We start from the raw sequence: 22672 nt of genomic DNA on the forward strand, positions 1-22672 counted from the left end.
CAGCAATTGGTGCCGTCTCCATTTCGCGCAACGAACGACATTGATCCCTATCAGTCGCCACACGCCTTGCTCACTGTAGCCTACAATTTTATTTCAGTTTCAAGTCAGCGCACTGAACGCAGCGCGCTCTTTCAATCCCACCCAATTAACCTCACTAAGGATAGTGGACGATGCAGATATCCCTAGACGCAGTTCGTGAACAGATGCGTGATGCAGAGGCCATATTGCAGCAGCTTGATCTAACGCTAGAGGCGATTCGCTTTGACCCGTCCATTCCCGCCAGTGTCGCGGCAGCTGCCAAGCAAACATCGGCGGTAATCGACTCGCACTTAGCTGGATTTAGGGGCAACCCGGTGCTTGCTCCGCTGGCAGATCAATTAAAGATCCAATACCTGGAAAACATCGAGCACAAGGTTGTGGCGTCCAAGAGCGCTCAGCTTAAGGCGGCCAATCCGCTTGCAAGAGCTTGGAATATTCTTCGGGGAAGCAGCAGAGCGTAATAGTGAACTAGGCCCTTGCCATGATTGACCAGTAGACGGCAACGCGAAGTGCGATATTGCAAAGGCCTGCGTCGAGAAGCCAATGCTTTGTTAAGCTAAAGTGCGCCGTAGCCAGAGGCGCTTGAGTATCAATATCAAAAAAACCTCCATAAAGGATCGATAGCTCCCCTGATTGTAGTCAGGGAGCTGGTTAAAAAACTGAGTGGGCACCCCAGTGTAAAATGAGGAGCCATTCTTGATTTGATACTACACTGTATTGCAGCGTACCGAAGGGAGGCGCTTGAGATGCGAGACAGTGGAACAGGGCCTCAAGGTTAAATTGGCAAACAGCCGTCCGCTCTCAAAAATTTTCGGTTGCTGATATGTCAGTATTGAATACTGAAAAGAGAGTGCGCTCATTACAGTGCGGCTAGGTGGATAAAGCCAAGCCAGGATGTGCTCAAATCAACATTTTACTTCGCGAGTGAGCAGGGAAATGAATCTTACATTCGAAGAAGCATCGATACAGGCATTGTTGGCCGCACCTGACCGACTGGACACTCTAGACTTTGGTGTTATTGGCTTTAATGGCAGCTCAGAAGTGGTAGTGTACAATACTTATGAAGCCTCAAGTGCGGCCTTAAGGCAGGCGCGTGTTTTAGGCAAGAACTTATTTCTGGAAATTGCTCCCTGCTTAAATAATGCTATGGTCGCTCAAAGATTTGACAATGAATCTGAGTTGGATGTGATCATTTCTTATGTCCTTGCACTTAGAATGCGACCAATACCCGTTAGGTTAAGATTGCTGAAAGAAAGTGATTCGAGCACCCGCTTCCTGTTGGTTGATCGGGCGATTTCAAAATGATTAATGATGAGCACGATAATGATTCAATTGAATCCGAGTATGAAGCGCTACTGTCATTTATGTATCTATCGCCCGTAGGGTTGGTAAGAACCGATCCAGGCGGCAAGATTGATATGCTTAATCCGATGGCAACTCAATTGTTGATGCCGCTAGTTAAGTCTCTAGGGCTTGAAAACTTGTTTGAGACGCTTTCTTCTGTGGCGCCTGAATTGCGTAACCTCGTAACGAGCTTTAGAGCGTCGTGCGGATCAATATGTGTAAATCATAGAGTTCACGTGTCGTCAGCAGCAGACGGAGGTATTGTCCTTGCATGTACAATCGTAAAGGTCAATGAAGATGTCCTGATAACAGTTTTGACTGATATATCTTGTCAAGTCGCAACAGAAAGGAGATTAAGGCAGACCGACTCGTGGTTAGACGCCATCTATACGATTGTTAACGACTTTGCAGTTCTCGGTTTGACTAAGCAGGGGGTAATCAATAGCTGGAGCCCTTCGGCAGAGCGTTTAACAGGTTTCACAGAATCCGAGGCTATTGGTGAGAAGCTGGGTCGCTTCTGTAATTTGTCCGCCTTGGAAGTTGATATTTTGGATGAGCAACTCACATTCGCCCGCGAAGAAGGTTGGCACTCACGAGACTATCTTTGCCAACACAAATCAGGACACAATTTTTTTGCTCAAACAATGATCGCCGTCCTGCGTGACGAAGATGATGAGTTTTCTGGCTATACTGTTGTATTTCGAGATATCACCGAGCGAAAGGTGTCGAGTGATAATCTGGCTAATTTACTCACTAAAGACCACCTTACAGGCGCAGTTAACCGCGCTCACTTTTTCAACTTGGCAGAGAAAGAATTTGCTAGGGCACATCGATATCAACACTCAATATCTATAGTCATGCTAGACGCCGATCACTTCAAGCGTGTTAATGATAGCTGGGGGCATCCAGTTGGCGACGAAGTTCTTAAGTCTATAGTGAAAATTGCTGAGGGAGTTCTTCGTCCCGGAGATACGATAGCTAGGTTTGGGGGCGAAGAATTTGTCGTTATGTTGCCTAAGATCAATAGTATCGAGGCGTCCGTTATTGCTGAGCGACTTAGGAGCAGTATTGAGGCGTCTAGTGTGGATGCTGGTGGTGAGAAAATAAAAATCACTGTCAGTATTGGCTGCGCCTCAATGAATGAGTCGAGAGCCACTCTCAAGCAGTTGTTAGTCTCCGCAGATAGCGCGCTCTACCATGCAAAATCTAAGGGTAGAAATCGCATAGTTGATATTGACGACCTGTAGTGAAAGGTGTTTGGGGGTGACTGGCGTAAGTCAGGCGGGAAAAATACACGCATTTTAGTTTCTTCTAGAGGGGCGCCGCAATATGTCAGATCGTCAATCTCTACTGGCATGAATTAATTTAAATATTCATAACCAGTTGCAGGCTTTTTGAGTTATGGCGTGCCGAGCATGTTTTAATAAGTATCCGATATGCCTGTGATGCGATGGGGTTTTTTCATGTTTTTAAGTGTCAGGGTCATTGCTTGCTCATAGTTGGGGGGGGTGGCGTAATGTCACGTTTAATTGACGAATGGCGCGTTACTACCCACAGCTCGAAAACTAGAAAAATTAGCTGTTGCAAGTACAAACAATAGGGTGGCCAAGGCATTTAATCCTCATTTTTTTGGGCGTTTCGTTTTGCTTGATTTAGTTGATCCTTCAAGTTCGCGATTTCAACTTCTAGTTCGTGTACGCGCTCGCTAGCCTCAACCTGGATACTAACGTCTTTCTGGATACCGATGTAATAAGTGAGTTGATCCGCGTCGTTGAATACTGGGGTAATCGACAACTCATTCCAGAAAGCACTACCGTCTTTTCGATAGTTTCGAATGATTTGGCGGCAAGGCTGAAAATTCTTTATTGCCTCGCGGATAGCGGCAAGGCCAGGTTGGTCTCGGTCATCCCCCTGCAGGAACCGGCAGTCCTGATACAGGATGTCATCAGTGCTATAGCCGGTCAGGAGCTGGAATGCTTGGTTGGCGTAGATAAGGATGTTCTCATCGCCTTCCTGCTCTGCCACAACGATGCCATCGTTGGAGGTCTCGATCATCAGTTTCAGCAGTTCGGCATTAATCATTTTCAGAGTCCCTGTTAGTTTCAAGGAAGTCTATACCAACTTTTCCGATCTGACTTTTAGAGGCGATTTGCGCCGGCAACGCTCCGAGCAGTAGCGTACCTCCTCCCAGCAGCGTGCCCACTTCTTCCTCCATGTGAAGGGAAGGCCGCAGGTCATGCAGGTTTTAACTGGGAGCCCACTCTTCTTCAAAATGCCCCCCCATGCATCAAGTCACGCGAGCAGTTTCTGGCCGCGTTCCCAGAGCGATCTTTGTTTGGGTTCTCGCCTGCGCCTACGAGAATTTGACGGTAGTGCTCGACTAATGACGGAGTCATTTTAATTTCTCGCAGCCCTGTTGCTCTTGATGTGGCGGCAATCCTTCGCTGTAGGGAAGTGCCTGTTGCGCACCAGAAAACACGTTGCTCACAAGATCAGTGATGACTAAGGTACTTCGGCGGCCAATCAATGACAAAACGAAGCTTTCTAGGTCTACTTTGTTTTCAAAGTGGGCCGCTTGTCTTGTGCGGGGTTTGACTCCGGCACCCCGTAACGGTCATCGACGCAGCGACGGCGGCCATCAGGGTGAGGAAGCCACGCCAAATAGGGGCGCAAGCGGCAGAATAGGCGATAACCTAAATCAAGCAGCGGTCGGATGGCACGCCATGTCAATGGCGCAGCCCAACCCCCCAAGCCGGCGGCTCGCCAACTCCACAAGGTAGCGCGTGGTTCACGCCGATGAAACGCCGTTACAAATGCTGGCGCCCGGCGAGAAGAAAACCCACCGCACTTACGTTTGGGCCTACAGCTCTACGCCGTTTTCGGCCCTCAAGGCCGTGATCTACGACTTCAGCCCCAGCCGTGCCGGTGAACACGCACGCAGCTTCCTGGGCACTTGGAACGACAAGCTGGTCTGCGATGACTTCGCCGGCTACAAGGCCAGCTTCGAGCTGGGCATCACCGAAATCGGCTGCATGGCGCATGCGCGCCGCAATTTCTTCGACCTGCATGTGGCCAATAAAAGCCAGTTGGCGGAGCAGGCGCTTCACTCGATTGGTGGGCTGTACGAAGTCGAGCGACACGCCAAGGAAATGAGCGACGAAGATCGCTGGCGACTACGCCAGGAAACGGCGGTGCCCATCGCTGAAAAACTACATGAGTGGATGCTGGCCCAGCGTGGACTTGTGCCCGAGGGTTTGGCCACAGCCAAAGCTCTGGATTACAGCCTCAAGCGCTGGATAGCGCTGACGCGCTATCTCAATGACGGTGCTGTGCCCATCGATAACAACTGGTGCGAGAATCAAATCCGGCCGTGGGCTCTTGGGCGCTCGAACTGGCTTTTCGCTGGCTCGTTACGTAGCGGTAAACGTGCGGCGGCGATCATGAGTTTGATTCAGTCTGCGCGGCTCAATGGGCATGATCCGTACGCTTATTTGAAGGACGCGCTCACGCGCCTACCGACGCAGCGAGCGAGTGAGATTATGGAGTTGCTGCCGCACAATTGGACGCCCGCGTAGTTACGCAAGGTCTGATGGGCTTACGCTTGTAAGCAACACCAAGGGCACCCGAACCAGTGCAGGTCACCTGTGGGCGACGCTGACAGTTAGAGAGTCTTGATCATCAACACCGTCTCAAGCCCCTCAAAAACGCCTGAGTTCGGGAAAAAATCCCCAACGGCTACAACCCCCGCGTTCGTGTATGCCTTGATGGCTTTGGGGTTCGACTTGTCGGGATCAATGATGATGGTTTCAATACAAGGATCAACTTCTGCCTTGTAGAAATTGATAAAGGCTTCGAGTGTTGGCCCCGCGAGACCAATGCCCAAAAAGGATTCTTCTCCAATCAAGAAGTCTAGGCTCGCAGTTGTCCCCGACGCTGACAGATGGTCAATCCATAGCTCTGGAATATCGTCATCTGCGCTTACTTTGGAAGACATTACCAGGCAAAAATCAGTAAGCGTCTGCTAATCACACCTTGCGACCTTGCGACCTTGCGACCTTGGGCCTTTAGCTGGCGCTACTCCTGGGATAAAAATCGTTCGGTGATCATCGCCACCGCCTGCGCCGGAGACGTCAGGGCTGTGTCTATATTAAACGGAGCGCTTTCCCACGCCTCGTATTCATGATCCAGTACAGACTGCCAGGTTGGTGGAGTCAGCCCAGGAATATCAATCTTTCTGGTTTCTACCCGGCGCTGGTGTTCATGTTTATCAGAGCAGATCACTTGGATGTTCACTAATGGAGCACCAGAGCGTGTGGCGACATCGCTCCACGCCTTTCGGCTTTCGATTACTGGGTTAACACAGTCAACTATGACCGTGCTGCCAAAACGAAGATTGCTCAGAGCAAGCTCATTGGCGACCATGTAACCGCTCCGCCCTACGTCTTGTGCAAGAGCACCGGAGTCTCGAATAGCCTGCTCAATCGTATCGATCCGCAGATACACGGCACTTGTTTTGGTGGCAAGGTCACTTGCGATAGTCGTTTTTCCGGTACCTGGAAGGCCGCTGAAGACAATGAGCATTCTATGTCCTTAGGTTAGTGAGTTAACCCAGTTTAGGTGGCTGCCAGTTATGCGGCAGCAACTGGTCGATTTCACTCGCCCGCTGTGTCGGCAGCCGCGCGAGAACATCCTTCAAATAAGCATACGGATCATGCCCATTCAACCGCGCAGACAGAATCAAACTCATGATCGCCGCTGCCCGTTTGACGCTGGCTCCGTTCGAGCACCTTCAGGAAACGCTCAAAGTGCTGAGCAGTGCAATTGGGTCAAGGCCAAACCGATCGTCCCGAGTCAAACGAGCAGCGCCGGCCATAGGGGCTTAAGCAATCTTCGCTGTTTGAGGCCTTAGTCCAAGGCCTTTCTGATCTTCTGACCATTGTGCACAACCAGGCGCCGGGCGATGAGAAAACCCGCTGAGGCGGGTTTTCCAGACGCAGTATAATTTCCTGCGATGCCCCGCTTTACTGAGACATGTCATTCTTTTTCATATCGTCTTTTTTCATGCCGTCATTGGACATGGAATCTTTCTTCATGGTGTCTTTGCCCATGGAGTCTTTTTTCATCGTGTCCTTACCCATGGAGTCTTTATGCATTCCATCCTTTTTCATGGTGTCCTTTTTCATCGTATCGTGGGACATCGTGTCCTTCTTCATTGTGTCATTGCTCATCGTATCGTCGGCGTGTACAACGGCGACGCCCACTGCCAGGCAAATACCTAGGATTGCAGTAGTTAACCTTTTCATAGTGAAGCTCCTTGAGACTCAGGTTGCGGATAAGCGCAGCCCGGGCTGCGCAATGGAGTTGCCACGGGCGTCAGCTACCACCGAACCAGTTATAGCCCTGGTCTTCCCAGTAACCACCGGGATAGGTGTTGGTGACGAAAATCGCTTGAATGTGTTTCGGGTTCTTGTAGCCAAGTTTGGTCGGCATGCGCAGTTTCATTGGGAAGCCATATTGACGCGGCAGTACAGCACCGTCGTAAGTCAGCGTCAGTAGCGTCTGCGCATGCAGTGCCGTGGGCATGTCGATACTGGTGTAGTAGTCGTCGGCGCATTTGAAGCCGACGTACCTGGCATCTGTGTCGGCCCCTACGCGTTTGAGGAAATCGCTGAAGCGCACACCGCCCCAGCGCCCGATCGCGCTCCAGCCCTCGACGCAAATATGCCGGGTTATCTGATCGGTCTGCGCCATGGCTCGCAGTTCCTCAAGCTTCCAGCTGTGCTTGTCGGCGACCATGCCGGAGACTTCCAGACGGTAGCTGTCTTCATCGACGGCCGGTGCTTCGTCGATGCCGTAAAAGGCATTGAAGGGGAATGGCCGCGTAATCATCGACTCAGGATAGGTGGGGGCCATGGCGTTGGGGTTGAACAACCAGCCCTGTACCCTGTCATTGAAGCGCGACATGGACGACAGCGCCGTTTCAACTTGATCGTTATCGGAGATGTTGCAGCCGGACAACATCGCCACGCCGCCAAGGGTCAGACTACGCAGCAGGAAGGCGCGTCGAGAGTGATCCTCGACCTTGAGCGAAATAATCTTTCGCGCGTCCTTCAAAATGTCCGAGTCATCCAGCTCCGGGCGCTTCCTCATACGTGCTCCTTATGGCCGACAATCATGGCCCATAACGTCTTTGGTACCAGTGCGACCATCACCAGGTGTACGGCGATGAACGCCACCAGCAAAGACATTGCAATGAAGTGCACGTGCCGTGCGCTGTCGTAGCCGCCCAGCAGTTCGCGTAGTAGCGGAAACTGTACTGACTTCCACAAGACCAACCCGGAAATCACCAGAACGGTAACGTCGAGCATCACGAACAAATACGCCACACGCTGCACGTGGTTGTAATGGCTTATATCGTCATGTCCCAGCCGGCCATGCAGTGCAGCCCCCAAGTCGTGAAAAAAACCTTTGGGTGATACAGGGAAAAATCGTCGCGACAGACGGCCACTAAATAGATTGAAAAGTACATAAAAAAGACTGACGACCACCAGCAGCCACATGGCCGCGAAATGCCATTGCAACGCGCCACCCAGCCAGCCGCCCAAGGTGATCGACTTGGGAAAATCAAAACCATAAAGGGGAGAGGCGTTGTAAATACGCCATCCGCTTGTGACCATGACCAACACTGCCAGGGCGTTCAACCAATGAGCCAGCCTCAACCAGCCTGGATGGCTGTTTTGCGGGTTCAGCTTATTGGCACGGGTCGTTTCAGGCACACCGGGCATTGGAGTACGCTCCAAATCTGAATAACGTCATAACCTGAATCGAGTGTAGACGCTAACTCAAACCACGATGCCTCCCTCCAAGGTTGGCGGAGTTTGTTTTAATCATTCTCGTAGCCACGGTCTCGAGCCAGCTAGGCTTGTTAGCTGAAGAGGATCCCGAAGTGAGGGTGGGGAGATGCCAATTGCAAAAACAGCACTTGTCCTGGCCGGTGGTGGCAGCCTGGGCGCGGTTCAGGTCGGGATGTTGCAGGCATTGGTTGAGGCTGACGTCGTATTCGACCTGGTGGTTGGGGCTTCGGTCGGCGCCATCAATGGTGCCTACTTCGCAGCCAGACCGAATGCCAAAGGCGTGAGCGAACTTGCGGACTTCTGGCGCAGCCTGCGCAAGTCGGATGTGTTTCCGTTCTCGGCGTTCGACACACTCAAGGGCATCCTGAATCGTCGTGGGCACTTGCTGAGTGCATCCGCTTTGCATCGCTTGGTGAGCAAGGCACTGCCGGTCGAACGGATCGAAGACACCGAGTTGCCGCTTTATATCGTCACCACCAATTTGCTCAGTGGTGCCGAAGAGCTTTTGTCCAGTGGTGATGCTGAACAGGCTTTGCTCGCCAGCGCGGCAATTCCGCTTGTATTTCCCGGCGTGCGAGTCGGCGAAAAGTTTTTGGTTGACGGCGGTGTCAGCAGCAATACGCCGATTGCCAGCGCGGTGGCATTGGGTGCAAATCGGGTTCTGGTGCTGCCCACCGGGTTCGGTTGTGCCTGCCCATGTCCGCCCAGTGGACTCGTTGCGCTGGCCTTACACACGCTCAACTTGATGAGCATGCGCCAACTGGTGCGTGACATCGAGTTGTACCGCGCACGCGCCGCCATTCATGTCGTCCCGCCGTTGTGCCCACTGGACGCTTCAGTGTTCGACTTCAACCAGACAGACCAACTGCTGCAACGTGCTTATCAGTCAACCCAAGCCTGGGTAGAAGAGGGCGGATTGATTCGCGATGGGATACCCGATTCGCTACTTGCCCATACACATCATTTTGGTGAAGGGTGATCTTCGCCTCTCAAAAGACAGGTCTACCGATTGATGTGAAGCAGGGGGCGCATCATTTGCTCAGTGTGTTGCTGGGCATTCGAGTTTTGGCACGGATCAATCCCGATCCCGCGTGTGTAACAGACGCCATTAGTATTGCAATCAAAAGCCTTGGTCTTCCTCCCTTGGCTTTAGCGATGTTCACTGAAAACCACTGCACGGAGTCAATATGATCAAGCTCTACTATCACCCGTCTCCTAACCCCGCCAAAGTTGCGCTTTTCCTGGAGGAGTTAGGCCTTGAGTACGAACTCATCCCTGTGGATACCCGCAAGGGTGAACAGCACGATCCGGCGTTTCTTAAGATCAATCCGAATGCCAAGACACCGGCTCTGATTGATGGTGACAACGTGGTATTCGACAGCAACGCCATACTGCTCTATCTAGCCGAAAAGACAGGGATGTTCCTGCCTGCTGACAATTTCAAGGCGCGAGGGGAGATGTATTCCTGGCTCATGTTCGTCGCGACCGGTATCGGCCCTTACTCTGGACAGGCTGTTCACTTTAAGCACTTCGCACCCGAGCCAAAAGATTACGCGGTTACCCGCTACACCTTCGAAGCCTGGCGTCACTGGACGATCATCAACGAGCACCTGGCCAAACAGCCTTACATGCTCGGAAGTGAGTACACGCTGGTGGACATGGCCGTATGGGGGTGGGCGCGCGCGGTACCTTTCATCCTAGGCAATGACGCTTGGGTAAAACTTCCAAACGTAAAACGGCTCCTTGATGACATCAATGCTCGACCGGCAGCACAGCGAACCGAAGAACTGAAGAACCAGCACAGTTACAAGACTGAGATGGATGCTGACGCGCGTAAGGCAATGTTCCCTCAGATTACTAAGTAGACGCGCCGCTTGCGCACGGCATTGCTCCAGTGAGCATTGGTAAAGTGGATCAATTTGCTCGGTTCATGATTGCGGGCCCCTAAAAGGGGCCCGCAACGTGCGGCCTTTACCTCTTCAAAGTGCTCTGTCCGTTGTGGCACGACCTAGGGTATCAAGCGCATCTCGCGTAGTTTGTCGAACACATCGAAAAATGCTTGATCGCTCGCTTGGTAGGCGGTGAAGCCCATTGCACGGCTTTTCGACATATCAGTGACGACTTCGATTGGTCGACCAAGGTCTGCATCGGTATGCCATGGGGATATCAGGTGACCAATATCGGCTTCTTTCAAGCCGTGCTCCGAGACTATCTGCGTCCACACGGCTTGGTCGTCAGCCATTTGTTTCTCAAGCGGTGAGAGTGAAGCGGGATAATCGGCAGCAGGCAAGTCGAAATACTCGGCAAGTCGGCTCCACATCCATTTCCAACGAAACACATCGCCGTTGGTGACATTGAATGCCTGGTTGGCCGCAGCCGGCGTGGTGGCCGCCCACAGTTGTTGTTTCGCCAACTGCCGGGCGTCCGTCATATCGGTAAGGCTGTCCCACTGCACTCTTGATCCTGGAAACACAAAAGGGCGATTGGTTTGTTTGCAAATCGAGGCATAGACGGCGAGGGTGGTTGCCATATTCATCGCGTTGCCTACAGCAACCCCGGTAACGGTATGCGGGCGATGAACGCTCCAAGTGAAGCCGTCCTTTTCAGCAGCGGCGAAGAGCTCGTCCTCTTGGGCGTAATAGAAATTCTCGACATCCAGACGACCCTGCTCTTCGCGAAACGGTGTTTGCGGAAGGCTGCCTTTACCATAGGCTTCGAACGGGCCGAGGTAGTGTTTCAGGCCGGTAACCAGCGCTACGTGCTCGACGCTTTTGGCTGGGCGGATGGCAGTGAGCACGTTGCGTACCATGGCTGCGTTAACACGTATGTTCTCTGCCTCCGTGGCTTGCCGTGACCATGTGTTAATGAACACATGAGTGGGTTTCAAATCCGCCAGTGCATGTTCCAGCGAAGCAGGATCCTGAAGGTCTGCCGCGACAGGTATCACGCCTTGCACTTGTGACGGGTGCCTCGAGAGCGCGGCGACCTGCCACTGGTTTTCGATGAGTAACTGAGTGATGGCGCTGCCGACGATGCCGCTGGCGCCCACGACCAAAGCTGTCTGGGTCATACGTTTCTCCTGGATTTAGGTTTGGGAGTCCCCATAAGTAACAGAGGTTCAACCTAACCGGATCCGCATTGGCAAAGCCTCTCTCGCTGGCAGATCATCCGAATCGAATTGTCGCTTGGTCAACGGTGACGAAGCGGGCGTTTATGTGGAATGGGGGATCTTTCCAGCCTGATGAGCCGAGCACATTGAAATCTAGGTAGGCATATCGTCGACAAGCAGATGAGGCGACGCTGCTTTGTGTCAATGCCGAGCGGAGCCGCGCATGTGCCGGCTGGCGTGGTATGAAGAAGTGAGGTATTTATCTCTAATCTCACCCTGGCAGGAGGCCGACATGAGGTTGCAGAGCGATATTGATGCGCTAGCAGCGATCGAAGAGGACGCGAAAGCGATGCTAAAACAGATAGGGCTGCCCGACGACGATCAGAAACTTGAGGTCGTCGTTTGTCTTCGTCAAATCATCGATTTGGCCTCCTACTTGGAGTCGGCTTGGAGTCGGCTGATCGAGTCATTGAGACGCCAATCATTGCCTGAGATATCGACCGCCGTAGAGCGCAGATCACCAGTTAACGATTCGTTCGGTCTGGTGCGCATGTATGAGGCAATCGCACTTTCGGGCCCTAAGGCCCGGCTCATTACTAACCCAGCATTTCCTTGATGATCGAGGCCACATTCCTCGCATCGTCGATACCTCGATGATAAGTGCCCTCCCAAACTAGGCCCAGTGACTCAACTGTCTCCTTTAGGCTTTTCGGCTGATCGTCGTATAGACCTTTATGCCATTTCCTGGCATTGAAATGAGGTAAGCCTTCGAGCAGGGAAGGGCACCTAGCTAAGCCAGCATCGCGATCAAGCTGTCTCGCATCGTAGTCACCCCATGACGCCCAGGCCGCATTCGGATAAAGCGCAGCAAACGTTCGCAGTTCTTCACCAACCTCTTGATAGGTTAGGGCACCGTCCACGTCAGATTGCTGAATGGATGTGAGCTGCTTGCAGAAATCAGTAAGTCTAGGGTTGATCTGGGGGCGTACGAAACGCTGGAATTCATCGACGATCTCAAGCGATTCCAGATCGATGACTACCAGGCCAATCTCAATCGTTTCCATCTGATCAGGAACGACCACAAGCGACCTTGGAGATTCGCTTACCCCAACGTCATCACAGGTTGCCTCAAGGTCTACGCAATAGAGGTAGCGGTATGGCGCAAGGAGGTTAAGGATTGCTTGGAGCTGAAGGAACTTTGCTTCGATGCTCATGGCATGTGAGACCTTACTTGGAGCTTGTTGAGATTAACCGCCCCATCTATGTCGATTGAATTGCTCACTGTCCACAAGGAATCGCTTAGAGCACGGGTCACGACATACCCACAACCATTACGGACGTGATTATCGATCTCGTACCTGCGCCAGTCGATCATCGCTTGGGCATCTACCTGGAGTGGTTTGCGCTCGATGAGCCAAGCTACCGCATTGAGAAATTGCCCGTGCGAAAAGACTAGGATGTCTTGCGCCGGGTGCGTGGCGAGGTGATCTAGGAACGATCGTGCGCGACCAACAAACTCCAGAAACGACTCAGCACCTTCTCCATCAATGTAGGACGGATCTGCGTTCGCCCAATACTGCTCGACCCATGCCTTCCGTTGCCCTACGGTGGTGTTCACACACCTGGTCGGATCAAGGTAGGTGAATTCCTCGATTGGCCATGTTTCGAATGGTGCTTCTGGGAACACGGAGATGGTCGCATCCGCGGTCGCTCGAGCCCGAGAGAAAGGGGAGACAACGATTAACTCAGGCGTACGGTCGACGGATTGCGCCACTCGTTTAGCTTGTTCGATGCCCTTTTCGGTGAGCGGGATACTTGCGTGATCAAGGGTAGCTGCACCGGCATTAGCTGCGCTTTCACCATGACGCACTAGCCTGACATTCTTCATTTACTTACCTGTCGTTTCGCCGGCGCATGACACCGGTATCGTTGCTAGGGGCATGGCTGGATTAGGGGAGGGGTGATGGGGGGCATGTAGACTTCTGAAAGCTCGACCCAGTGAACTCCATTATCACTCGCATCCAGAGCGAGCTGCTAATTAAGCAGGGAGGGAAGCTGGTCGGCGCACGACATCATGGCGTCTTCCGTAGTAGAGAGACGCGTCGTAATCACTGGGCCGTACGTGGTGGTGTCGTCCCTTCGGGCCTTGTGCCCGCCTATGACTGGCGACCCAAACAGCCTGCTATTTTCCTACGTTGATAAGCGCAAAATTATTGAGAATTATGGCAGGGTAATAATTATGGCTGGCCAATAATTTAAATAATTCACAGACGTTTGCCCTGCGTGTCTCACCTCGCGCCGCTATCCGGAGGGCTGCGTGTGTAACCAGCCTCCGATCCTGACGGTTGTGCACGCTTCTGCCAAATGATCCGCATCGACACCATCTGGCTCGCCACCGAACCGATGGACATGCGCGCCGGTACCGACTTGAGGCTCTGGGTGGCCCTTCTCCAACGCGCCACTAGATCCAAGTTTCAAGAGCCTCGTTTGACTCGATCAAGGCCGATATGCGGTAGGATGCCTTAACCGCTGCAGACCATGTCGGGACTGCCCCAGACCAGTTTGAGACTCGTTATGACTAGGCAATTGGACGCCTTCATTGATCTTGACCGAACCTTCTCAAAAATCCGTATGGATAGTGATATTTCCGATGATACCGATTTAAGTCGTCGGCATGGCAAAAGCGGGGATCTATGTTGGCCAGATTTGCTCAACCATCACCGAGTGGTGCTGCTCTCGGAAGCGGGGTCTGGAAAGACAGCTGAAATTCGGAATGCGACCCGCCGGCTTCGGGCTGAGGGAAAAACCGCGTTCTTCCTCCGAATTGAACACGTTATGGCTCAATTGGAGGATGCGTTTGAGGAAGATGGCTCATACGACGAGTTTGAGCGCTGGCGCATTTCGGACACTGAAGGTTGGCTGCTTTTGGATTCGGTGGACGAGGCTAGGCTGGGTGATCCAAGAGAATTCGAAAACGCGATACGAAAGCTTGGTCGGTTGACCAAAGATATTCGCGCTAAAGCGCACATCCTCATTACAGGACGAAGCACTGCTTGGCGTGCGGTTACAGATCTAGCGACCTGCGAACGGGCTTTTGAGTTCGACGCTAACCCTCGTCAGGCTCTACCCGCTGAAGACGGTGGCGTCGAAGGCACTGTGCAAACGACCGCAAATGAAACTGTGCCAGATTCATCGTTCCTCGTGGTGACCTTGGATGATATTCATGGCGAACAGATCGATCGGTTCCTCGAGGCTACTGGTGTCAAAAACGTCAGAGCGTTTCGCACCGCTGTAGAACGAAAGGAGGCGGAATCGCTGACCACCCGTCCGTTAGATTTCTTGGAACTCGTCGATTTCTGGCATGAGCACCATCAAATCGGTACACGGTTGGAGCTGATGAAGAGCAGCATCAATCGCCGGCTTGAAGAGCGCGATCAGGATCGAGCCGAATTAAAGCCCATCGCGCCAGAGCGATTGCGTGAGGGTGTGCGCTTACTTGCGGCAGCAACGACGCTGGGACACAACGCCGCAATCCGTGTCCCCGATGGAGACGCAAATAAAAAGGGAGTTCCAGTTCGTTCCGTACTGATAGGCTGGAACGACGCAGACGCGGGAGCTTTGCTGAGCCGCCCCATTTTCGAGCCTGGGATCTATGGCACCGTTCGGTTCCACCACCGAACTGTCCGAGAGTACCTAGCCGCAGAATGGCTCCATGAGCTTATTCGTGGCGCCTCCTCGCGGGTCAAAATCGAGAATTTTTTTTTCCGCACGCAGTACGGGCTGCGGGTTATCAATCCCTCCATGCGTCCTATATTGCCTTGGTTGGCAATCTTGGACGAGCGTATCCGCACGCGGCTCGAAGAACTGGCCCCAGAAGTCTTCTTTGAAGGGGGCGATCCTAGTGAGCTCCCACTAAGCACTCGCCAAAACATTTTGCGCAAGGCGTGCGAACAGTTAGCTCAGCCTGCTCATAGCTGGGCGATGACAGACTATACGGCTGTGCAGCGCTTCGCACACAGCGACCTCACAGATGACATCAACGAGCTGTTGGTGCTTTATCGCTCCAACGACGACATCGTCTGGTTCCTGTTGAGGATGGTTTGGCACGGCGAAGTGGTAGGTGCGATTGCGGAGGTCAAACAGTTTTCCCTCCATGCTCAGCACAAACACACGCGTCTAGCCGCAATGCGAGCCATTATTGATCTGGGAACGGCTCAAGATATTGCTGATGTACGACACGGGCTGTTGGCCGGGGAGACCAAGGTTAACCGGGAGTGGTTAGCCGAAGTGATTGATGGACTTATTCTCGATGACGTCTGGCTGCCATGGCTTCTTCAAGCGATCAAGAGAACCTCCAAAAAGGAGCGTTTCAGCGGTCGGGATACGCTGGTGATGAAGCTGTCTTCGTTGGCGGAAGAGAGCCCTCTGGAACAGCTTCCAGCCCTGATTCGTGGCCTTGCCGGACTACTGGATAAGCCACCACTCAAAGAGCAAGGTTTCAGCGCTATCTCCAAGAGATTTCGATGGCTTGCGGAAATCGCTGGCATAGCAGTGCTCCGTCTGCTCGACGCGCGTGATCGTTTTGCGTTTGACGAGTCGGTGCTGTCGATTCTAAGCAAGCTGGCCCAGGGGCATGACTATGATGAGCGTGATAATCGAGAAATTGAAGAGAGGCTGAAAGAGGGCGTACCGGCGTGGCCTGAGCTCGATTACAAACTGTTCTGGTATGACGTTGCTGTGGCCCGTGAAGGGCGCGTGCATCGCGACTCCGTTATTCATGTCTCGCAGTTACTGGGCTTCCAACCATTTTGGTCGTTGAACAAAGAAAGCTTCAACGTTGCCTGCGACGACATCATGAATCTAACGGAACTGCAAGATCGTCTCATGGCGCTCAGCATGGCGTTCAGAATTTTCACGGAGCATGGTAAATCACTCTCTTGGTTAAACCAGCTCAAACAAGCCACCGATAGCCATAGCGAGCTCCGTTCTCAACTCGAGACATTTTTGAATCCTCCCACGCTTGAAGTACAGGAGTGGGAGATCAAAAAAGCTGAGTGGGAAGAAAAATCTGCTCAGCGTAAAGCCGAAGAGACAGAGCGTCGCCGCTCTTGGCGCGAGGGCCTCGCTGCTGACGTAGATCGCATTAATAGTCCAGAACCAGGAGTGATGACCCGCAGCCAGGCTTACCTGCTAGAGCATGTGCGCGAAAGCTCCTCGTCATCAACTACTTGGGGCAAAAGCGACTGGCCTTCGCTCATTGCTGAGTTCGGCCTGCCTGTAGCCCAAGCGTTCCGCGATGGCGCGATGAGCTTCTGGCGTGGATATCGCCCAATGCTACTTTCTGAGGGAGCCGCTCCCAACTCAACGCCGTATCAGGTGATTTTTGGGCTCACAGGTCTTGCTATCGAAGGCAAAGAAGAACCCTCTCGCTTTGGCCAGATGTCCGCAGAGGATGCTCGAAATGCAGCGCGTTATGGTCTGCTTGAACTGAATGGCTTCCCAGAGTGGCTTCCCGGTCTGCTCGCACATCATCCGCAGCTGATTCAAGAAATAGTCGCTCAAGAAATTCAATACGAGCTAGACAGCCCTCAATCCGAACCTGGAGGGAACCGCGTGTTGCAAAAATTGCGCTGGGCAGGGGAGTGGATGTACGAGGAGCTAGCAGCCCCACTCTTGGCCCGGTTGAAGCAACCTGTTGGCAACTTAGAGTCTGTTCAGCTTGCTCTCACGATCGTCCAAGCGTCGTCGATCAGTGATGACTTGCTAGGTTCCCTCGCGAGCAGACGGGTGATTGAAGAGGGGAGTTCTGAGATTGCACCTACTTGGTATGCAGTGTGGATTGGTACTCAACCTTCTCTCGCCATACCGGCCCTGGCGGCTCGTATCGAATCGCTTCCATCCGATGATGAGAAAGCTAAATTCGCAATGCTCTGCCTCATCGCTCTGGTGGGTAGCCGCACGGCCAGTCGCTGCAGGCAGCACTACAAAACTGTTGAGCATGCCAAGGCTCTGTATCTGCTGATACACAGATATGTTCGCATCGCAGACGACATTGATCGTACAGGCGGAGGAGTATATTCACCTGGCCTTCGTGATGATGCCCAGCATGCGCGTGACGGGCTTCTCGCCATCATTCGAGAGACACCTGGTAAAGCGTCATTCCTAGCCCTTCAAGAAATTGCAGAGTCTCACCCCGCTGAGAGCCTCCGACCGTGGAGCGCTTTCTATGCGCAGCAAAAAGCCACCGCTGACTCGCAAACACCACCCTGGGAGCCGGAAAAGGTCATCGAATTCCATAAGAATCTGGAAAGCACGCCCTCCACACACCGTGAGCTCTGGAGTCTGGCTGTCGATCGGCTTCTGGACTTGAAGCACGACCTGGAGGACGGCGACTCGAGTTATGCCGAGATACTCCTGAAGACGAACCAAGAGACTTCGATCCGTAAATTCATCGGGAACTGGTTGAGAGATCATGCGGCAGGGCGCTACGTCGTTCCTCAGGAGGAGCAGCTAGCCGATGACAAGCGTCCTGATTATAGGATCCAGAACAGCGACTTCTACGAGCCGGTACCTGTCGAACTGAAGCTTTCGCAAAACTGGAGTGGCCCTGCGCATTTCGAACGGCTCGAGAACCAGCTATGCGGTGATTACCTGCGAGGCATCAATTCGAGCTGTGGCATCTTTTTGCTGGTGAACCATGGTGGTCAAGCCAGCTGGGCTTCGCCAAGCAGTGGCCTGGTAAACTTCGAGGATCTGGTCGCAGCTTTACAGGATTACTGGCTGACGATCGTTCCGAAGTTTCCAAACGTTGAGGACATCGAGGTTATTGGCATCGACCTTACCAAGCGTGGAGGGCAGTCTGCGGCCAAAGCAATCGAAGGTAATTTAGCGATGGCCAACTGTCCCGAAGATAAGTGAGCCCATGGTTGACCTGGCAGATGAAGCGTCAAAGGCGCTGCTTTGCTCGCGCAAAAGCAGGGTTACAACATTCGTGAATGGCCGTTCGAGTTTCCTAGGCTAATCATGACGCGCGATCAGTTCGCTGAGTTTTTCCGTAGCTCGCTGTTTTCGTTCCAGTGCTTCTAATTCATCGGCATGAACGAACTGGTACTTCGCTTGTTCGTTTGGGGGCAAAGCCGCCAGTTGATCGCGAATCCGCTTGCGACGCTGCTTCACCGCCGATGGGAATGTGATGAGGTCGCGCTCATCGAAGAACCCAACTCGACTTGCCCAACTGTCTGGGAATGGTTAATCGCCATCTTCGCATGCATAACGGTGGTTATAGTCATTGGTCACGACTGCTAGAGTTTGAAAAGCGTTACGCAATGAGCTTGCAAGGTGTCTAGAGAATCCGGGGCGGTTCAATTGGAGCTTTTGAAACATTGCTAGTGGTGTTGATCTAACACCTGCTCTCGGATTTTTGCGGTTTAAGCCTCCTTGCTGTTTCACCGAATACAAATCTACGACGTGCAGGAAGGCATTAAACCGGAGCGGACTTTTTGCTTGATCAATCATGCGTAGATATGCAGGTGATCAAGATTGGCTCTTGTTATTTGAGTGGAGGTTTTGCTCTCGCATTTAAAAGTATTTAATAACATAGAGTTTAAGCATTTTTCCCTCACCGTTACAGTGAGTGCAATCATCGCCGTAGCGTGGTTTTTTTCCTTTGCATTCCGGGCATTTAACTAATGTGTAAAGCGAAGTATCTATCTGATCTGCCGCTCCAGCAGGCATACAGCCCTCCCCATTGCATGCTGCGCATTGCTCCCCAAATAGAGTCCTTCGCCCTTTGCAAACTGGGCACTTGACATCTTCGAATTCAGATATATCGATTTCTGCTGCATAACGCTTTTGCATGGTTCTTTCACCACGGCAGGCCATGCATGTATCATAATTGTAAATGCCGCTTCCTTCGCAACGAGGGCAATCAACATACTCGAAATCACGCAAGTCTAAACGATCTAGAACTTTACGAGGGAGGTACCCCTCAGCATTACAGACCGGGCAGTCTTCGTAGTTGTATTTTGTGGTTCCATCACAGTGAGGGCATTCCACATCATCATACTGTCTGTAATCAATGACCTCATCAAAACGACGCTCGATTTCGCCGTCTCCTGCGCAGACCGGGCATGTCGTTTGGTTATGGAAGCCAGATCTATGGCACAGGCCGCACTCAACCATTTCAAAAGGGGTTAGATCAGGGTAGTAACCGGAAGGGATGGAGCCATCCCCGCCACAGACTGTGCAGTCATAGAATGAGTGAGCATTCCCTCCCAAACAAAGCGGACAGCGCTTTAGGCCACTCTTTTCGAGATACTCTTCTTCATAGGATGTGGCAATTTTAAGTTGTTTTCGTGTGTTGATTACGGGGTTGCTTCGTTCGCTTTCTAGGTCTTCTGATAACTGCGATAGCGTTTGTTTAACAGTCGCAGTATTTTGTTGCTCAGCAAGGTGGGGTATTAGGTCGAGTACCTTTTTAGCGGTTCGTTCAATTGCGACGCGTTCAGTATTAGTAATCGGTTCTTTGAAGCGCTCCTCTAATTCTTTGCAAATATGAAGAACTGTCGCGATTTGCTGACTGACGTCAGCTTGACCTTGCCAAGAAAATCTTTTGAAATGCTGAAGGGTACTTTTCAAGGAGCGGATGGTTTCGTTTGATGCTCCCGTCGGCCCAAAACAGCCGTTATCGAACTTGGTGTGATGATTTGAGCAAAGCCAAATCAGATTGTGTGGGTGATTGCACTTGCTATGCTTAAGTGGGTCAATGTGTGCAGCTTCCCCGGCCTCACCTGATTTACAGCATAACGCACACTCCATATTTGCTTCGGTTTTAATTTCATCTCTGATGGCTTCGGGGAGGTGGGGGCGTTTTTTGGGTGGTGCGGGCCAAGGGGCCTTTAACCAACTATCATAATTTATTAGTTCATCTTCTTCGAAATACAAATGCTGATTGTTCATCTTCGACATTAGCTTTCGCGGATCTTTTGATTTTACGGTTTTCTTTGTAAAATACGTGAGCAGTTTTGGAGATATGCCCAAAAGAGCTGCCGCCTGATAGATGCTAAATAGTTTTTTACTCATTTGATTTTCAATATTGTTGACTGGTTTAAGTTTGTTTGGCGGAGGGGCAGTTGCACCTTTGAAAATACCACACCAAATCGCGGCCTTTTGCTAGCATGCCGAAATAAGCAATGAAGCGTCAAATCCGCTTTGGCATACGCGCATTCTGCGCTAAAGACATTCGTCCGTTTCCCGCCATCGCGCTGGTTCTTAGGCGGAGGCTTTCTGGTTCTGATGGCGGCGCCACGCCGTCTGGTTGAACGGGGTATGCTTGATCAATGAGGAGTGAGACATGAGGGATAAAGCCCATCCTTTCCCGTTTGATGCGCAGGCAGAGCTCGTCATGAAGACATTCATGAAAGCTACAGGGGAAAAGCTCAATCAAGCGCGGAGGCAAGTCGGTGGGGGCGATAAAGTCCAAAGTTTCAGCCACGGAGGATCTTGGCAATCACATCACAGCTACGACCCTGACCGTGTCGTCCAGTTGCAGACGATCAAGCACGAAACAAGGTTGAGCTTTGAGGACATCATGAACGGTCGGCTCGACGTCATTGAGCGCACAGTTGATGAGAGTTCAAATATCATTGCCGACAGCTTTGCCAATGCATTTTACCAGATGCTCTCCGATACTTGCGAAGAGCACGGTAACGTCATCGATGGCTCCTCGGGGAGTTTGGGTGAACAGATGCTCAAAGCCATCGAAGCCAATCAGGCGGAGGCTAGTCAGATTGATGGTCAATGAGAACATGCTCGGCTGATCTACTTGCAAAAGTGCGTTAAAGGGGGGGCGGAGTTTAGGGGGGGGCGCCGCATTGGGTGTGAACGACCAGTTGACTACTCAGAGGGGCATAGCTTGATGGTCAGATTGAATCGCCTGTGGTGGGAGCACCTAGCTCCCAAGTCGATGCATCGTCGATTAAGAGAAGTGGAGCAGCAATTGTCGCGCTGGTGCGAGACCGATTATGGGCAGCACTGGTTGAGCGTCGCCCGAAAGCCTGGGCAAGCAATAAGGCTTCTTCCCTGCCAAATTATTCCGGTGGTGCATCTCGTTGCTCTTGGTAACCAGCCGATTTTTATTGTCCCCCAGAGTACGGTAAGGATTGGGCATAGATTCGTAGGTGCAAGGGAGTTTGCGTCGGGACGTCCACTCGCTGAGACCGAAGTTGCAATAGGGCCATTGATTCGGCTGGATGTAGTGACCGATGAGGCGCTCATCAATGCCGCCAGGAGATCGCAGTTCGGGGGACATATCCTCGGGGTCAAGACTCCAAGCGTCGTGTTTACCATCCCCGCACATTACCTACTGTCGCCGGAGCGATGGCCTGATAAGGCGTATGCGCTTTATCAGCATATCTTCGGAATGGGTAACTCTTATCCCGATGATGGTTTCTTCTACGTTGGGATCACAAAGCGGCGATGGCAGACTAGGTGGGCTGAACATCTTCGAGCAGTGGAGAAGGGCAGCAATTTGCTTTTTCATCGCAAATTGAGAGAAGAGAGGGAGGCGGGCAGAATTACCTACATCCATCACAAGGTGATGGCGATCACTGACGACCTCGATAAACTCTACAACACCGAAAAATTTTTGATTGATGGCCATTGGGACGATGAGCGACGCCTCAACATGATCCCAGGCGGTAGGGCGGGCCTTCGATACCTCAGGGAACACTCGATACTTAGTAAGGGAGTGGTCGCTGCGCCGGATGAAAGAGACGGTTTCCTAGATGCGTGGTTGAGTGATCATCAAGGAGAAAGCCTTCCTCTCATAACTCTCACCGAGAGGTGGCAAGATGAGACGTGGGCTGCCGCCCAGATATGTAGCCGCTCAGACCGCCTCTCGGTCTCTCAGATCACGACTATACGTGAGTTAGCCACCAGTCATGCTTTGGAAGAAATTGCAGAGAGAACTGGGGCGAAAGTCGACCAGATCCGGAGCATCATTAGTGGGAAGACCTACACGAGGGTTAAGGATCTTCCCTAACTTAGGTGTCCTGTTGGTGATGGGGAAGCGAGGCGCGCAAGCGTTTCTCAACTACTAATTCAGAAATCTCTTTAACCAAGACGCTGGCCGAGGCTACTGATGTCTATGACGCATCGTTTTAGGTCGTTTCTTCGGGGCCACGAGCCCCGGCTTACCTAATCAGCCGAGCATTTCCTTAATGATGGCTGCAACGTTCCTAGCATCGTCGATTCCTCGATGATAGGTACCCAGACAAACCAAGGGCAACGACTCTACCGTTTGCTTAAGTGATTTCGGTCGATCGTC

General features: G+C 52.2%; 20 protein-coding genes and 3 pseudogenes. 10 read left to right on the forward strand and 13 right to left on the reverse strand.

Going from position 1 to position 22672, the window contains the following annotated elements:
• Positions 1-170 precede the first annotated feature (170 nt).
• From ACA069_RS07785 to ACA069_RS07795, 3 genes are all read left to right on the forward strand, one after another.
• Complete coding sequence (locus tag ACA069_RS07785) at positions 171-500, forward strand: YuaX family protein (protein ID WP_187680976.1); 330 nt, start codon at positions 171-173, stop codon at positions 498-500.
• Between the two features lie 475 nt (positions 501-975).
• Positions 976-1344 (forward strand): hypothetical protein, encoded by a 369-nt coding sequence (locus tag ACA069_RS07790; RefSeq protein WP_497616970.1) that lies wholly within the window; start codon positions 976-978, stop codon positions 1342-1344.
• A complete protein-coding gene (locus ACA069_RS07795; protein ID WP_497616972.1) occupies positions 1341-2630 on the forward strand; it encodes a sensor domain-containing diguanylate cyclase in 1290 nt (429 codons plus the stop codon). The genes ACA069_RS07790 and ACA069_RS07795 overlap by 4 nt, the downstream gene beginning before the upstream one ends.
• 367 nt (positions 2631-2997) lie before the next feature.
• On the opposite strand, the gene ACA069_RS07800 is transcribed toward ACA069_RS07795, so the two are convergent.
• The 3 genes and pseudogenes from ACA069_RS07800 to ACA069_RS07810 all read right to left on the reverse strand — a co-directional run.
• The gene (locus ACA069_RS07800) at positions 2998-3465 is read right to left on the reverse strand and encodes a PAS domain-containing protein (RefSeq protein ID WP_497616974.1); all 468 of its coding nucleotides are present in this window, start codon (positions 3463-3465) and stop codon (positions 2998-3000) included.
• 30 nt (positions 3466-3495) lie between these two features.
• Positions 3496-3654 (reverse strand): DUF2256 domain-containing protein, encoded by a 159-nt coding sequence (locus tag ACA069_RS07805; protein WP_497616976.1) that lies wholly within the window; start codon positions 3652-3654, stop codon positions 3496-3498.
• 279 nt (positions 3655-3933) lie between these two features.
• Positions 3934-4164 (reverse strand): annotated as a pseudogene (locus ACA069_RS07810) (DUF393 domain-containing protein); the annotation flags it as partial.
• A 2-nt stretch (positions 4165-4166) separates the two neighbouring features.
• Between ACA069_RS07810 and tnpC the strand changes: the two are divergent.
• Positions 4167-4958, forward strand: a pseudogene (tnpC, locus tag ACA069_RS07815) (IS66 family transposase); the annotation flags it as partial.
• 86 nt (positions 4959-5044) lie between these two features.
• On the opposite strand, the gene ACA069_RS07820 reads toward tnpC, so the two are convergent.
• From ACA069_RS07820 to ACA069_RS07845, 6 genes and pseudogenes are all read right to left on the reverse strand, one after another.
• On the reverse strand, positions 5045-5377 hold the full coding sequence (locus ACA069_RS07820) for a GNAT family N-acetyltransferase (protein WP_497616978.1): 333 nt from the start codon (positions 5375-5377) through the stop codon (positions 5045-5047).
• An 80-nt stretch (positions 5378-5457) separates the two neighbouring features.
• Complete coding sequence (locus ACA069_RS07825) at positions 5458-5964, reverse strand: P-loop nucleotide/nucleoside kinase family protein (protein WP_339508664.1); 507 nt, start codon at positions 5962-5964, stop codon at positions 5458-5460.
• 22 nt (positions 5965-5986) lie between these two features.
• Positions 5987-6154 (reverse strand): annotated as a pseudogene (locus ACA069_RS07830) (transposase domain-containing protein); the annotation flags it as partial.
• A 250-nt stretch (positions 6155-6404) separates the two neighbouring features.
• Entirely contained in the window at positions 6405-6686 is a 282-nt protein-coding gene (locus tag ACA069_RS07835) for a pentapeptide MXKDX repeat protein (protein WP_497616979.1), read from the reverse strand.
• 70 nt (positions 6687-6756) lie between these two features.
• Entirely contained in the window at positions 6757-7533 is a 777-nt protein-coding gene (locus ACA069_RS07840; protein WP_497616981.1) for a molybdopterin-dependent oxidoreductase, read from the reverse strand.
• A complete protein-coding gene (locus tag ACA069_RS07845) occupies positions 7530-8168 on the reverse strand; it encodes a cytochrome b/b6 domain-containing protein (RefSeq protein WP_497616982.1) in 639 nt (212 codons plus the stop codon). Before ACA069_RS07845 ends, ACA069_RS07840 begins: the two co-directional genes overlap by 4 nt.
• Before the next feature lie 175 nt (positions 8169-8343).
• Here ACA069_RS07845 and ACA069_RS07850 point away from each other — a divergent pair, with 175 nt between their 5' ends.
• Positions 8344-9216 carry a patatin-like phospholipase family protein gene (locus ACA069_RS07850; protein ID WP_497616983.1) on the forward strand — a complete coding sequence of 291 codons (873 nt, stop codon included), beginning with the start codon at positions 8344-8346 and terminating at the stop codon, positions 9214-9216.
• Positions 9217-9424: 208 nt separating this feature from the next.
• A complete protein-coding gene (locus tag ACA069_RS07855; RefSeq protein WP_497616984.1) occupies positions 9425-10102 on the forward strand; it encodes a glutathione S-transferase family protein in 678 nt (225 codons plus the stop codon).
• Positions 10103-10245: 143 nt separating this feature from the next.
• On the opposite strand, the gene ACA069_RS07860 is transcribed toward ACA069_RS07855, so the two are convergent.
• Positions 10246-11307 carry an SDR family oxidoreductase gene (locus ACA069_RS07860; protein WP_497616985.1) on the reverse strand — a complete coding sequence of 354 codons (1062 nt, stop codon included), beginning with the start codon at positions 11305-11307 and terminating at the stop codon, positions 10246-10248.
• Between the two features lie 331 nt (positions 11308-11638).
• Between ACA069_RS07860 and ACA069_RS07865 the strand changes: the two genes are divergently transcribed.
• On the forward strand, positions 11639-11962 hold the full coding sequence (locus ACA069_RS07865; RefSeq protein ID WP_497616986.1) for a hypothetical protein: 324 nt from the start codon (positions 11639-11641) through the stop codon (positions 11960-11962).
• On the opposite strand, the gene ACA069_RS07870 is transcribed toward ACA069_RS07865, so the two are convergent.
• Both ACA069_RS07870 and ACA069_RS07875 read right to left on the reverse strand, forming a co-directional pair.
• Positions 11943-12560 (reverse strand): 3'-5' exonuclease, encoded by a 618-nt coding sequence (locus tag ACA069_RS07870; protein WP_497616987.1) that lies wholly within the window; start codon positions 12558-12560, stop codon positions 11943-11945. The two genes, ACA069_RS07865 and ACA069_RS07870, sit on opposite strands and share 20 nt — an antisense overlap.
• Complete coding sequence (locus ACA069_RS07875) at positions 12557-13234, reverse strand: histidine phosphatase family protein (protein WP_497616988.1); 678 nt, start codon at positions 13232-13234, stop codon at positions 12557-12559. Before ACA069_RS07875 ends, ACA069_RS07870 begins: the two co-directional genes overlap by 4 nt.
• 686 nt (positions 13235-13920) lie before the next feature.
• Between ACA069_RS07875 and hyoA the strand changes: the two genes are divergently transcribed.
• A complete protein-coding gene (gene hyoA / locus ACA069_RS07880; protein WP_497616989.1) occupies positions 13921-18264 on the forward strand; it encodes an NACHT domain-containing antiphage protein HyoA in 4344 nt (1447 codons plus the stop codon).
• Positions 18265-18924: 660 nt separating this feature from the next.
• On the opposite strand, the gene ACA069_RS07885 is transcribed toward hyoA, so the two are convergent.
• On the reverse strand, positions 18925-20427 hold the full coding sequence (locus ACA069_RS07885) for an HNH endonuclease (RefSeq protein WP_497616990.1): 1503 nt from the start codon (positions 20425-20427) through the stop codon (positions 18925-18927).
• Between the two features lie 271 nt (positions 20428-20698).
• On the opposite strand from ACA069_RS07885, the gene ACA069_RS07890 reads away from it, so the two are divergent.
• Positions 20699-21148, forward strand: coding sequence for a hypothetical protein (locus ACA069_RS07890; protein WP_497616991.1), 450 nt, complete (start codon positions 20699-20701; stop codon positions 21146-21148).
• 234 nt (positions 21149-21382) lie between these two features.
• Positions 21383-22387 (forward strand): GIY-YIG nuclease family protein, encoded by a 1005-nt coding sequence (locus ACA069_RS07895; protein WP_497616992.1) that lies wholly within the window; start codon positions 21383-21385, stop codon positions 22385-22387.
• The last annotated feature ends 285 nt before the right edge of the window (positions 22388-22672 follow it).

The sequence above is a fragment of the Pseudomonas sp. LBUM1652 genome (genome assembly GCF_059716105.1).